The organism is uncultured Stenotrophomonas sp., assembly GCF_913778665.1.
Taxonomy (GTDB): Bacteria; Pseudomonadota; Gammaproteobacteria; order Xanthomonadales; family Xanthomonadaceae; genus Stenotrophomonas.
Genome location: NZ_CAJYVQ010000011.1, coordinates 193,502 through 206,461, shown reverse-complemented (window position 1 = coordinate 206,461; position 12,960 = coordinate 193,502). Strand labels below are relative to the sequence as shown.

Genomic DNA, 12,960 nt, shown 5'->3' with positions numbered 1-12,960 from the left:
TGCGGCGGGCGGCCGCTGCTACCGGGTCACGACGCCGGGTCGGTACCGTCGGCGGCCGGGGTGGAGGGAGAGTCGGGCGTGGGGTCCTGGGCGGGACCCGCTGCCGGTTCCGGACCAGGCGTGGAGTCGGGCGCAGGACCGGGCGCTTGCGCCGCGCCGTTGCCTGCGAGCTGTTCGAGCGTATGCAGGCTGGCGGTGGCGGCCGCAGCGTCGGCAGTGGCACCGTGGGTCTGTGCCTGCAGGACGCTGATGGCGGTCTTTCCTTCTGCGGTGGCCGCGGCGATCACGGCCGCTGGCGCAGGTGGGGCCGGCACCGGGCCGGGCAGCGGGATCACGTTCGGTGGCGGTGGCGTGGGCGGTGGCGGGGCCGGCGGTGGCACCGGCCACGGCGCGTTGATCATCTTCGCGCAGGCGGCAGTAACCGCTGCCGAGCTGACCATGCCGGCGCCCTGCTGGCGCGCGACCGCATTGTGCATGGCCGTGCCCAGCGTCTCCAGCATCACCATGTCGAGCATGCCGAAGGCCTGCGCCGGCGCCTGGCCGACCAACAGGGTGGAGGCGGCGGCGACGCTGTCGACGATCTGGCTGTTGACGGTGTTATCACTGCTCATGACGGAACGGCTCCCTTCTGGATGATCAGGGCCAGGACCTGGGCCAGGCTTGCGCCGGCGGTCACCTGGCCGCGTTGCTGGTTGGCGACGGCGTTCTGCATGGCCAGGCCGAGACTGTCGGCCATGGCGAGGTAGGTGGCCGACATGGCGAACGAGGGTGCCAGCGCGATCGCCAGCCCGGCGCCGGCGCTCGCAGCGTCCAGCAGATAACCGGTGGCAGGCGATGCCGGCATCGGTCAGGGGCCCGGCGTGACGCCACAGGGGGCGGGGGCGCGGTAGTGGACGTCACGCCGGGCCGACACGTCAGCGCAGACCCAGGATTTCGCGGGTGGCTACGCCATTGGAGGCGGTGTCGATCGCATACAGCGTGGACACCCCCTGGGTGGTCGACGCCTGCATGGTCACGTAGGACTGCTGCTGGTTGTTGGTGGCGTTGTGCGCGGCATTGGACAGCGCCTGGCTGGTGGCCACGAACAGGTTGCCCATTGCGATCGCCGGCGCATCACCGAGGACCTTGGTGTTGACCTGCGAGACCGAGTCGGTGATCTGACTGTTGACGGCGGTGGGAAAAGCCATGGTGAATGCTCCTTGGGTGGACAGCACTACAGGAACGGAGATTGCCGGCGGCTAGCGGACTCAGCCGAGAATCTTCCGGGTTGCGGCGCCGGTGGCGCCGGTATCGACGGCGTAGAGCAGGGCGACGCCCATCGTGGTCGCGGCTTGGGCGGTGACATACATCTGCTGCTGGGCGAGCGTCGCGTTGTGGGCCGCATTGGCCAGCGCCTGCGCGGTGGCCTGGCACAGCGTGCCCATGGCCGTGGCCGGTGCCACTCCCAGCACCTGCAGGTTGGCCTGGCTGACCGAATCGGTGATCTGGTCGTTGACGGACGTGGGAAATGCCATGGCTCAGCTCCTTGCCTGCCCGCGCATCACGCGCCGAGGATTTGCTTGGTGGCCACGCCGGTAGTGGCCGTATCGATGGAGTACAGCGTGGCCACGCCCATGGTGGTGGCGGCCTGCGCGGTCACGTAGGACTGCTGCTGGGCGTTGGTGGCGTTGTGCGCGGCGTTGGCCAGCGCCTGCGCGGTGGCCTGGTACAGGTTGCCCATCGCCACGGCGGGGGCGTCGCCCAGCACTTTGGTATTGGCCTGGGTGACCGAATCGGTGATCTGGTCGTTGACAGCGGTCGGGAATGCCATGTGATGCTCCTTGGGGTTGGCGGGTCAGCTACGGAACGACGGATCAGGAACCCAGGCCGCGGACGCGGGTGCTGAGAATTTCCTTGCTGGCCACCGCGGTGGTGGCGGTATCGATCGAGTACAGCGTTGCCACGCCCATGGTGGTGGCCGACTGCGCGGTCACGTAGGACTGCTGTTGGGCGTTGGTGGCGTTGTGGGCGGCGTTGGCCAGCGCCTGGGCAGTGGCCTGGTACAGATTGCCGACCGCCACCGCCGGCGCATCGCCCAGAACCTTGGTGTTGGCCTGGGTGACTGAATCGGTGATCTGGTCGTTTACCGCGGTTGGAAATGCCATGTCCTGCTCCTGCGAAAAGGTGGAAGTGCGTGGTATCCAGTGTCACGGTGCGTGATGCCGAACTGCCTGTGCGTCACCGTGGATGCAGAGTAGAAAGAAGCGCTGCTGGCGGATTGGTGGAATCGACGGAGAATGCGGGGAAAATGGTGTGAAGATCGGAGCCGTGATACGGGCTGATTGCTGGTCGGCAAGGTATTTCGACGATTGCGCATCGGTCCCCGCGCGGCCCGTCACGCGCAGTCTCAGTCTCACTCTGCGGGCAGGCCCTCGATGTAGCGCGCGATTGCGGCATACCAGTCGATGCTCTGCGACTCCGTGCGGCCTACCGGTGCGGGTTCCACCGGCTGGCGCACGCCCAGGAGGGAGCAGATATCGGCCTGCGCCACGACCTGCAGGCGCGACAGTTCCCAGTCCACCACCGATTTCGACGCCGGGCGTCCCATCCATTCGGGACGCGGTGCCAGATTCAGGTTGAGGCGTGCGGCCAGCTCATCCAGATCGATATCGGGCGGCGCTGCAAAGCAGGCCAGGTAGAACGCTACACGGCCCGGGCGGTAGCCGAACGCAACCGAACGTTGCATGACAAACAGCGGGTCCAGCGCCACCCCGGTTTCCTCGAAGAATTCACGCCGGGCTGCTGCTTCGGCAGACTCGCCATCTCCCATCGCGCCACCGGGCAGGGCCCATTGTCCGGCCTGGTTGACCGTTGCCTGCGGTTGTTCAGAGGCCCATTTCTCCAGCGCTTGCTGGGCCGTGGTAATGCGCCCGGCAAGAGCCGCATCCGGCCAGACCGTGATGGGCGGCGTGGGGAGTATCCGACGGCCTGCAAACCCAGCGGCCTGCGACGCACGGTCAACGGCCGTCAGTACCGAAGGTATGGCATTCTGCAGTGCCTCGACGCTATCGAGGCCCAGCGCCGTCTGGACATCGCCGACCGCGGCCGCCACCGCGGCAATGGCAGTGGCTTTTTCGGGCGTTTTACTCCACGCAGTCCGCGCTGCGACATGGGCGTTCACCAGCAGGTTGATGGCAGCCACGATGGGGGGTCTTCTTTCCGGCGCAGTGAGCGCTGTATTGAGCAGGACTGCGGCTTCAATCACCAGGATGGGTGCGGCGATGGCGCTCCACCAGTTGTTGGTGGCGCGCTTCTGGGCAATCAACCAATGGGTGCCGGATCTTACGGCGGCGTAGACTTGGGTCATTCGGTGTTCTCCTTCGGGCAGGTGAGGGTGGTCAGTTGTTGCGGTGTTCGATCAGATAGCGGGCAGGCTGCACGGCATTTCCCTCGGCGTCGGTGACGATCGGCCGGTACAACGTGTCGTAGCGCGCTTCCCATGGCGGAACGCCTTCGCGCTCCAGGAAGCGGCGTTGATCTGGTGGTGGCAGGTCGACCGGCCCCGGCACCGGTGGCAACGGTTGGCCGAGACCGGTCAACCGATCGGCCAGTTCCCGCGCGACGGCCTGTATGCGTGCGGTCAACGCCGCACGTGTCTCACGGCGGCGGAAGTAGTCCAGGTCATTCCAGTCCACATCCGCGCGATCGCGCAGTTGTTCAATGGTTCTGAGTACATCCCAGTCTTCGAACGCGGTGAACCAGATGGTGGGATCCCTCAGCACCGCAGGCAGGTTCAGCACCGCCCATTGGTAGGTGGCCAGATCCTGTGTGCGCAGTACATCCAGCAGCGAGGCCTTCAACCAGATGCCGGTCAGATCCTTCAGGCTGCTGTGATAGGGCGCCCAGTCACGCTGCGCCGACGTCAACGTGCTGCCTTGGTCCGCGTCGATGGCCTGGGTGGAGCTGGCGTCCCAGGCGGCACGTTGCATCTCCAGCTGCAACGGCTCGCTGATGGCGGCCATGGCACCGGTGAGCAGCTTGCTTGAGACCAGGTAGAGCACGGCGCAACGCGGCAGCTGTACCGCATCGAACGCATGCTGTGTGTCCAAGCCCTGTACCTTGAAGATGTAGCCACAGCAGGCGCGCAGCAGGACATGCCGCCAGTACCAGTGATTGAGCTTGCGGTTGTCGCGCTCGGTGATGCACGGAGGATGCCCGAGGCCGGTGAGCAGTTCGTTGTACCGGGGCATGGCTGTCTTGCGCAGCATGTACAGGTAGTAGCCACACAGGGTCATGGGCAGGTTCATCTGCGAGGAGAATCCGCTGGACCAGAACTTGCTGTACTTGGCAAGAATGATCTGGCGGGTGTAGCCCGGCCATGTGTCCTGCTGCAACTGGAGGCGATAGCGGGCGGCAGGAATGTTGATGCCATCGTCAACGTTGTAGAGGTTGACCTCCCCGTCCACCCGGTTCCAGTCGGCGTACTCGCAGCTGGGAGGCGCAAGCTGCTGTGCAGCGTTGTCCTGCTCGTGCAGGCCAATCAGGCCCGCATGGGCAGCATCAGTGAGAAGGGCACGCAGGCGTCCCCGGAAGCGCTCCTCCCAACGGTGGAAGAGGCAGGCTACGATCGGGGTGCCGGCGTCCATCGGCGCATCCTCGATCTCCGTCCGGCCGTCCGGGGGCGGCACAGTGACCGCGACCGAATCGCGTAGCGCCTGAACCACCTTGGCCTTGAATCCATACGCTGCCTCGATGGTGCTGAAGTGCAGGGGCGGACTGACAAGTTCAAAGGTGTGGTCGGAGTCGGATTCGATCATCCATGGACCGTTCTCGCCCAGGTCCAGCTTCGTGGTGTTCTTCCACGGGATCTCTCCGGGCCACAGACGGGCGGCGGTCACATGGGTGAAGGCGAAGATCGAACTGTCGTGCGTACAGAACTCGATCTCCATGCCGTAGGTGTTCCACGGAATGGCTTCGCCGCCCTTTCCGACGGTGATGTTGTTGAGGACCAAGGCTTCCGTCGGACTCGAGTCCTGCACGGTCCAGCCGATGATGTCGTTGCGGATGATGTTCAGCATGGAGCACCCTGCGCGGCGCGAGGCCTGGAATGGCCGGCTCAGGGGCATGCTAGAAACGGGGCGACTGCGGGAATCGGCCGAATCGACGCGCAATGCGGCGCCATCGCGCGGATCCGTGCCGATGCGGTGGAATCGACGACGGCGGGCCGCAGCCACGCCGTCGCCGGGCCGCGGGGCTAGAGCATGTACGGGATCTTGAACGCCAGGGTGAAGTCCGGCGCATCCGGGGTCAGGCCGATCCCGAGCAGCGTTACCAGGGTGGTGTGCGGGTTCAGGGCGTAGGTCACGCCGAGATTCAGTGACGCCGCGTTGGCGTCGCTGCCGATCACCTTCATCCACTGTCCGCCCTGGAAGCGGGTGGAGGCGCGGGCGCTGATGCGATCGCTGAAGGACAGGCTGAGGCTGGTGCGTTCGTTGAAGGCGAAGGCCACGCCGGCCCCGAAGTACACCGAGCCGCCGAGCTTCACATCGCCGGGATTGACGGTGTCCGGGTTGCTGTCGATGTCATCGAAGCCATGCGGGAACGAATGCACATAGCCGAGGTTGGCGAACAGGATCGCCGGATCGGCCGTCTTGACCATCGACAGGCCGACATTGGCCTGCCACACCCCGTTGCCGGTGGGCTGCTCTTTTGGCACGGCGAAGCGGATGTAATCGTCGTTGTCGCGCTCGATCACCTTCCAGTCCAGGCCGTAGGGTGCGCGCCCGGTGGGCGCGGTCACTCCGGCAGTGAGCACCGTCTCGGGCCGCCAGCCGCGTTCGCCAAACAGGCGGTAGTTGGCGCTCACGCCGATGTCGCCCAGGCCATTGCCATTGGTCTGTTCCTGCGCGATCGCGGCTGCTGCGCCACCGGCACCGCCTTTCTGGTATACCGTGCGCCGTGCCAGGTAGGGCACGTCCAGGTTCAGCGTAAGGTTCGGGCTCACGCCCCAGCGTGCGGCCAGGTTGTAGGTGAGCGAATCGGACTCCACGTTCTCGATGGCGATGTTGCCAAGGAAGATCGCATCCAGCGCCAGGAAGCCGTTGAGGGTGAGCTGCTTGCGGTCGTAGCGGGCGTAGGTGAGGCTGTTTTCGATGGTGAAGCGGCGTGAGAACAGCGCCGACTGCTGCTGCTTCACATCATCCACGCTGCGCCGCGACTCCTGCCTGGCCTGCTGTGCCTCGGCGGCGGTGCTGGCATAGCCCTCACCACCCGGCGGCGTTTGCGGAGTCGAGCCATGCTCGACTGCCGTGCCCGTGCCCGTGCCCGTGCCCGTTGCTGCCGCCGTTGCCGGCCCGGTAGCCCCCGTGCGTCCACTCAATCGCGCCTGCATCGCCTGCACCTGCATGTCAAGCTCGCGCAGCCGTCGCACCTCCGCTGCGTAGTTGCTCTTCAGCTGCTCCAGCTGGTTGGCCAGCGCCTGTACGTCGGTGCTGTCGTCGGCCGTCGGTGGCGCGGCGAGAGCGGTGCCCGCCAGCGCCGCCAGCGCCAACGGGGTGATCCTCAGAAGGGTATGCATGTTCGTGTCCTGCGTTGTGCAACGCGTCCCCCAAATGCCGAGCCCGTGCTACTGGCCCGGCCCCATGCCACGGTTCAGCGCAATCGCCTGGGCCACGTTCTGGCTCAAGGGCAGGTTGCCGCCCGCGGAATCACGCACCAGCTCCAGCCGCAGCTGGTTGCTGGCGGCCTGGCCGTCACCGCTCAGGGCGATGCCCTGGCCGACGCTTCCATTGCGTATCCATTGCTGGACCAGTCCCTGGCCGTCCATCTGCAGCAGCAGGCGTGCCTGGTTGCTCTCCAGCGCCGCAGTGGCGCGGACGCCAGCTTGCTGCACGCTGGCCGAACGCTCGCCGCGGGCGGCCGGGGTGGGCAGCGCGCCGTCGCGCACCGTCAGCGTGGTGGTGTTGCGCGCGACGTTGCCATCGCCGGCCACCTGCACGCTCTGCACGAGGCCGTTGGCATTGGCCAGGCCACTGCTGTCGATGCTGCGCCCCGGCGTGGCTGGCAGTGGCGCATCGGCGGCGGTGACGTGCACGCTGGGCTGGAAACTCAGCTTCGGTGCGCCGCCGCCACGGAAGTCCATGCCCAGCGCCAGTGCGCCCTGCAGCGCGGTGCCATTGCTGGCGTGCCATTGCGAGACCATGGTCACCCCGAACCAGGCCACGCGGGTGTCACCGACGGTGTAGCGGCCACGCATCAGGTTCAGTTCGGGGTCCGGGATTTCCTTCAGCCCACGCCCGGGCGTGCCTTCCGCTGCCAGCACGGGCAGGGCCGGGGTCGCCAGCAGCAGGACCATCAACAGGGAACGGCGCAACATGTGAAGCCTCCTTCAGAACAGGTCGGCGTGGCTGAAGCCGAAGTCGACCAGTTCGGCATCGGTGATCGGTCCCTGTCGCGCGTAGAGCGCGCGGGCACTGGGCCGTTCGCTGGGCTGGAGCAATACCGTGTTGCGATCAAAATCACTGCCGATCACCACGAACACGGCGCGTGACGGCCAGGCCGCCAGGAATTCGGGCAGGGCCATGCTGCGGTTGCCGAGGATCGGGTCTGCCACTTCGACGAAGCCTTGGTGCACCTGCTTGAGCACCACGAAATGGCGGAAGCCGCGCACGTCCATCAGCACCAGGCCGGGAACGCGCAGGGTGCGCAGGCGCGTTTCGTCAATGCGGTACCCGCGTCCGCGCATGCCCAGCGACTCGACGTAGCGCTTGATGTCGAGCAGCGAGAAGCCGCGCTCGGCCACCAGCGCCGGATCGGACACCCCCATCATCCCTTCGATCACCGTCGCCTCGTCGGTATCCAGGTGGTAGGCGTGGCGCAGGATGGTCGCCAGCGCCGCCGCCCCACAGCTGTAGTCGGTGTGCTGGCGCACTACGTTGCGGTAGCGCCGCTCCTGCATGCTCTCCACCTTCTGCTGCAGCAGTGCGCCGTTGGGCAGCACGCCACTGAAGCGCACCTCGCCGGCCCACGCCGACGCGGTGGCCATCACCAGCAGGCAGGACAGCAGGCGTATCGAAAGACGGCAATGACTCATCACAGTCTCCAGCAGCAGGGGGGAGCCCCCGTTCCAAGGGGGAGGAGGAACAGGGGCTCCCGGGAACCCGGCCATTGGCGGACGGCCGGGGTGTTGCGCTTACTCGCCGCTGCCACCACCGCCGCCGGTGCTGGGCTGGGCGACGGCCAGAGCGAGGCTGTTGGCCTGCAGATTGCCAGTGCCCGAGGCCACGTTCACGCCGATGTTGCCGGAGGCGCCGGAGAAGGCGCTGCCGGACAATGCCGAGGTGTTGGTCGCATCCACGTTCACCCAGCGTGTGGTGTTGACCGTGCCGCTGAGGCTGGCGTACAGGTCGGCAACGCCCAGTTCGACGAACTGGCTGGTGCCGCTTTCACGCGTATCGAAGCCCAGGCCGCCGACCCCCGGCCGGTTGGGGTTCATCGTGGCGTTCTGGATCTGGTTGTCGAGATCGATGTGGCCGGTGCTGTTGCCACCCGGATGCGGCAGTTCGCCGTTCCACGTATCCAGGTAGTAGTTGGCCATCTGGTAGGCGTTGCCGGTGCCGCGGTAAGTGCCGGCTCCATAGGCCAGGGTCAGGCCGCTGACACCGCCACGCATGCCGACCTGCACGGTATCGGTGTAGGACTTCACGAAGCCGGCGTTGCTGACCGAGTTGCCGGTGGACACCTGGTTGGAGCTGATGCTGGACTGCGCCACCGCGGTGGTTGCCACCGAGGCGGCGAGCGCGTTCTTCTGCTCGTTGTTGTTGCCCGAGGCGATGTTCACCCCGATGTTGCCGGATGCGCCGCCGAAGGCATTGCCACCGAGGCTCGCGGCGTTGGTGACGCCGGAGTTCTGGGTGACGTTGCCGAACCCGGCTTGGTTGACGAACACTTCGGCGTCGGCCATGCCGAAGCTGAAGGAGGCGTCGGCCGCGGACAGCGATGCGGCGTTGTCCTGCGCGTTGTTGTCGCCGGATACCACGTTGAAGCCGAGGTTGCCCGACGCACCGGCACCTACGCTGTCACCGATCGAGGCACGGTTGGTGACCAGGCTGTTGCTGGTGGCGTTGTTGCTGATCGACTGCCGGTTGTCGATCACCGCGATCGCGGCCGAATCCAGGTCGATGTCACCCGAGATGGTGGGATCACCGGAGAAGTTCACGTCGGAGCTCAGGCGCAGGTCCTTCTCCAGGTTCACATCAACGCCGTGGTTGTTCTTTTCCTTGCGTTCGTCGGCCTGGATGGTGCTGTGCTTCTGCACGTTGACATTGACGGTGCGGTTGCGCACGTCGTTGTCGGTGTGGTTGTGGGTGTCGTTGCGGGTTTCGCTGACGGTGTGGTTGTGGTTGATGTTCGCGTTGGCGTTCTGGTTGTCCCAGCCATTGGCCGCAGCGGCGGTCGAGGCAGTGGCAATCGCCATGGCGAGCATGGTCCGTTTGAAGGTCGCTTTCATGGTGCCCTCTCTCTCATCAGGTGGTGCATCGGTTGGGTGGTTGTCACGGGCGGTCCTGCACGACGAGGCCCAGCACATTGGCCGTGTCGTTGCCGCTGCCCGCGATCTGATTGAGTTGCAGGACCCCGTCGAATCCCCGCAGTGCGGTGCTGGCTACACCGACGCTGCGGGTGCCGGTCGCAACGCCGCGACCGGCGTCGTCCCGCCCCCCTGCCAACGCGGAACCCTCGGCGGCCAAGGCCGAGTCGTCGGTTTCGCGTATGCCCTGTCGGGCCAGCGTCGCGCTGACGACGTTGAGCGTCGTGTTGGCGATGCCGCTGGCCTGGTTGATGGATGCGATGCCGCTGGCGCCGGCCAGTGCGTCACCGCCGATGTCCGCGTGTGCCTGCAACGGTGCCGACAGCACCCGGTTGCCGCGCTGCAGCTGCTGGGCGCTGATCGCCACGTCGGCGCGTCCGCCGCGGGCGAGGCCGCGCAGGTTGGCCTGCTGGTTGAGGTCACCGGCGGCCTGGTTCACCGCGATCGCACCCGACGCGCCGGCCAGTGCGCGGCCGTCGATGCGGGCCACATCCAGGTAGGCCAGCATTCCGGTGTAGTCATCGGCCAGCGCGAGCGGCGGCGCGAGTGCGAGGATCAGCAGCGGCCAAGGCACGCGTTTCACTTGCCACCCGCCGGGGCCGCCGGGTCCTGCAGCGGAAACTGGGCCAGCGCGCCGCGCACGGTATCGCCGATGCCGCGCGTGCCGCTGCCCACGGCACCCAAGGGGCCGCCGAGAGCGCCGCCGAGGCTGCCGCTGACCATGCCGTCGCTGCTGCGTCCGAGCGTGCCGCCCAGTGCTTGCTGCGTCACGCGCTCGACCGTGGTGCCATGCCCCGACGCGAGCATGTCGCTGTGGCCGGCACCCATGCCGGCGTAGTCGTCATCGCTCAATTCAGCCATGCCGTTTGCCGTGCCGCTGCCGAGCGCGGCGGCGATTTCGCGCTGAGGCTTCGGGTCGGCGATCAGGGCCACGCCCGGTGGTGCCATCCGATAGGCCGGCCGCGCAGATACATCGCGCAGCAGGACGATTTCTCCCGGTTGCGCCTTCACGCCCTGGCGGGCGCCGGACGCGCCGGCGGCCGGGGACGCTGCGAGCAGGGCCAGCGCCAGCGATGCCGCCAAGCCGCGATTCAGGGTGCTGCCGTCCATGCCGATCTCCCGCGATGGGTGCGGCGGAACCACGCATCAACCGTGCCAACTGCCGGAGGTCCGCGCCGCAACCGATGGCCGGGGGTCGGCGCGGTCGGGTGGCGCGAGGGCGTTACAACGGCGTGCGGAAATTGTTGGGATTGCGCGGCCCGCAGCTGCCACAGGGCAAGGCAGACGCACGACTGTCGCATTTCTGTTACAGCCGCTGTCCCAGAGTGCAACGGTGCCGCTTCAGTCGAGTAAGTCTTGACGCGCTGCTCATTGCGCAGTCGTTTAGCGCAGCGCTAGGATCCGCCCAGCAAAGGCCGCTGCGGTGGCCGTAGAGGTCCCGGCGGGGGTCGGCGCGCCGGTGATTGCCTGACAGTCCGCCGACGGTGTCCGGATGCTGGGGGAAAGCATGGCGGCGGTCCCGGAGGCTTCAACATCGCGCTGCGTACTCTGGTTCGGCGAGCCGCTGGCCAGTGAGCGCAGCGCGCTGGCGGCTGCAGGCTGGTACGTGCGCAGCATCCACCCCGACCCCGGCATGGCGATCGGCCTGCGCGGGCGTGATCGATTGCTCGCGGTGCTGGATTTTCGGCACCTGGATGCAGCCGCATTGCAGTTGATGGCACCGTGGGTCGAGCAGCACCAGCACCTGCCGTGGTTGGCGGTGCTGCCGCCCGGTGCCGGCGCCACGCCGCCGTCCTGGCAGCCATTGCTGCAGGCGTGCCGGGCGCGGTTCACGCTGCCGTTTGGGCTGCAGGACCTGGTCAGCGCGATGCGCCAGCAGTTCGATGCGGACGATCCCTCGGTCGATGGTGCGTGCAACGGGCACGGGCCGCGTGCATTGATCGGCGAGAGCCCTTCGCTGCATGCAGTGCGCACGGTGCTGCACAAGTTCGCGCCGGTGGAGCTGCCGGTACTCGTCACCGGTGAAACCGGCACCGGCAAGGAACTGGCCGCGCACGCGCTGCATGCGTTGTCCGGCCGCGCCGGCAAGCCCTTCATTGCAGTCAACTGCGGCGCGATCCCGGCCAACCTCGTGCAGTCGGAGCTGTTCGGGCATGAGCGCGGCTCGTTCACCGGTGCCGACAAGCGCCAGATCGGCGTGTTCGAATCGGCGCAGGGGGGCACCGTGTTCCTCGACGAAGTGGGGGACCTGCCTGCCGAGGCACAGACCAGCCTGCTGCGCGTGCTGCAGGAAGGCACCTTCGAGCGGGTCGGCAGCAGCCAGCCGCTGCGCGCCGATGTGCGCGTGCTGGCCGCGACCCATGTCGAATTGGAACACGCGGTGGCCCATGGTCGCTTCCGCAGTGATCTTTACTACCGCCTCAACGTGCTGCGCTTGCCGATGCCGCCGTTGCGCGAGCGTGGTGCGGACGTGCAGCTGCTGGCCGCGCATTTCCTGCGCTGCTTCCGCCTGCGCCACAGCGTGCGTGCGCGTGGATTCTCGCCGGCGGCGATCCAGGCGATGCGCCGCTTCGACTGGCCGGGCAACGTGCGCGAACTGCTCAACCGGGTGCAGCGCGCTGCGATCATGGCCGAAGGCGAGCTGATCAGCGAGCGGGACCTGGAGCTGGGCACTCCCGTGCAGGCCGTGCCCGGTGCGATGCTGCACGATGCGCGCGGCCAGGCCGAGCGCGACGTGCTGCTGCAGACGCTGCGCCAGACCGGCTACAACGTGTCCGAGTGCGCACGGCAGATGCAGATCTCGCGGGTGACGGTCTATCGCCTGTGCCGGAAGCACCGGCTGGAGCTGCCCGCGCAGCGTTGAGCCGGTTGACGGCGCAGGCCACACCACCCAGGCTTCGGCAATCGCCCCTGCCTGGCAGCGCGCATCCGATGAACCAGAGCCCCGAACTGCTGCGGCGCCTGCTGCGTGCCAAGGACCGCATGGACCATGCCAGCCATGAAGACTGGCCGGTTTCGCGCTTGGCCGAGGTCAGTGCGGTGTCGACGGCGCATTTCGCACGGGCCTTCAAGCAGGCCTTCGGCCTGCCGCCGCATCGTTACCTGCTCAGCCGCCGCATCGAGCGGGCGGTGGCGCTGCTGCGCGAGACCGACCTGCCGGTCACCGAGATCGCGGCGAAGACCGGGTGGGCCAGCCTTGGCACCTTCGGCCGGATCTTCCGTGACATCACCGGCGACAGCCCGGGCAATGTGCGCCTGCGCGAGCGGTCCGGCCATGCAGGCGCCGATCACGTTCCCGAATGCCATGCCCGCGCCGCGCAGCGCCCCGACCTGGATATCGCAGTTTTGGAGAAGCGTCGCCGCCAGGCGATTGCTAACGTGGACCGCACCTGAGG

The 12,960-nt window shown here is 67.3% G+C and carries 16 protein-coding genes; 2 read left to right on the top strand and 14 right to left on the bottom strand.

What is annotated here, in order from left to right; translation table 11 throughout:
* Positions 1 to 26: 26 nt before the first annotated feature.
* The 14 genes from QZ853_RS16230 to QZ853_RS16165 form a co-directional block, all read right to left on the bottom strand.
* Positions 27 to 611, bottom strand: a complete 585-nt coding sequence (locus QZ853_RS16230) for a RebB family R body protein (protein WP_295575342.1) — start codon at positions 609 to 611, stop codon at positions 27 to 29.
* Complete coding sequence (locus QZ853_RS16225) at positions 608 to 844, bottom strand: RebB family R body protein (protein WP_295575339.1); 237 nt, start codon at positions 842 to 844, stop codon at positions 608 to 610. Before QZ853_RS16225 ends, QZ853_RS16230 begins: the two co-directional genes overlap by 4 nt.
* A gap of 70 nt (positions 845 to 914) precedes the next feature.
* Positions 915 to 1,187, bottom strand: a complete 273-nt coding sequence (locus QZ853_RS16220; protein WP_005416651.1) for a RebB family R body protein — start codon at positions 1,185 to 1,187, stop codon at positions 915 to 917.
* Positions 1,188 to 1,247: 60 nt separating this feature from the next.
* Positions 1,248 to 1,514 (bottom strand): RebB family R body protein, encoded by a 267-nt coding sequence (locus QZ853_RS16215; RefSeq protein WP_295575336.1) that lies wholly within the window; start codon positions 1,512 to 1,514, stop codon positions 1,248 to 1,250.
* A gap of 26 nt (positions 1,515 to 1,540) precedes the next feature.
* On the bottom strand, positions 1,541 to 1,810 hold the full coding sequence (locus QZ853_RS16210) for a RebB family R body protein (protein WP_005416649.1): 270 nt from the start codon (positions 1,808 to 1,810) through the stop codon (positions 1,541 to 1,543).
* 43 nt (positions 1,811 to 1,853) lie between these two features.
* Positions 1,854 to 2,144, bottom strand: a complete 291-nt coding sequence (locus tag QZ853_RS16205) for a RebB family R body protein (RefSeq protein WP_005416648.1) — start codon at positions 2,142 to 2,144, stop codon at positions 1,854 to 1,856.
* A gap of 248 nt (positions 2,145 to 2,392) precedes the next feature.
* A complete protein-coding gene (locus QZ853_RS16200) occupies positions 2,393 to 3,346 on the bottom strand; it encodes an NUDIX domain-containing protein (protein ID WP_295575333.1) in 954 nt (317 codons plus the stop codon).
* A gap of 31 nt (positions 3,347 to 3,377) precedes the next feature.
* Positions 3,378 to 5,213 (bottom strand): hypothetical protein, encoded by a 1,836-nt coding sequence (locus QZ853_RS16195; RefSeq protein WP_295575330.1) that lies wholly within the window; start codon positions 5,211 to 5,213, stop codon positions 3,378 to 3,380.
* Between the two features lie 20 nt (positions 5,214 to 5,233).
* Positions 5,234 to 6,556, bottom strand: coding sequence for a transporter (locus QZ853_RS16190; protein ID WP_295575328.1), 1,323 nt, complete (start codon positions 6,554 to 6,556; stop codon positions 5,234 to 5,236).
* A gap of 48 nt (positions 6,557 to 6,604) precedes the next feature.
* Positions 6,605 to 7,354 (bottom strand): hypothetical protein, encoded by a 750-nt coding sequence (locus QZ853_RS16185; protein ID WP_295575326.1) that lies wholly within the window; start codon positions 7,352 to 7,354, stop codon positions 6,605 to 6,607.
* 12 nt (positions 7,355 to 7,366) lie between these two features.
* Entirely contained in the window at positions 7,367 to 8,071 is a 705-nt protein-coding gene (locus tag QZ853_RS16180) for a C39 family peptidase (protein WP_295575324.1), read from the bottom strand.
* A 99-nt stretch (positions 8,072 to 8,170) separates the two neighbouring features.
* Positions 8,171 to 9,487 (bottom strand): adhesin, encoded by a 1,317-nt coding sequence (locus QZ853_RS16175; protein ID WP_295575321.1) that lies wholly within the window; start codon positions 9,485 to 9,487, stop codon positions 8,171 to 8,173.
* 43 nt (positions 9,488 to 9,530) lie between these two features.
* Positions 9,531 to 10,148, bottom strand: coding sequence for a hypothetical protein (locus QZ853_RS16170; RefSeq protein WP_295575319.1), 618 nt, complete (start codon positions 10,146 to 10,148; stop codon positions 9,531 to 9,533).
* On the bottom strand, positions 10,145 to 10,675 hold the full coding sequence (locus tag QZ853_RS16165) for a hypothetical protein (protein ID WP_295575317.1): 531 nt from the start codon (positions 10,673 to 10,675) through the stop codon (positions 10,145 to 10,147). Before QZ853_RS16165 ends, QZ853_RS16170 begins: the two co-directional genes overlap by 4 nt.
* A 397-nt stretch (positions 10,676 to 11,072) precedes the next feature.
* On the opposite strand from QZ853_RS16165, the gene QZ853_RS16160 reads away from it, so the two are divergent.
* The gene (locus tag QZ853_RS16160; protein WP_295575315.1) at positions 11,073 to 12,428 is read left to right on the top strand and encodes a sigma-54 dependent transcriptional regulator; all 1,356 of its coding nucleotides are present in this window, start codon (positions 11,073 to 11,075) and stop codon (positions 12,426 to 12,428) included.
* Positions 12,429 to 12,496: 68 nt separating this feature from the next.
* Positions 12,497 to 12,958 (top strand): helix-turn-helix transcriptional regulator, encoded by a 462-nt coding sequence (locus QZ853_RS16155; protein WP_295575312.1) that lies wholly within the window; start codon positions 12,497 to 12,499, stop codon positions 12,956 to 12,958.
* Positions 12,959 to 12,960 lie beyond the last annotated feature (2 nt).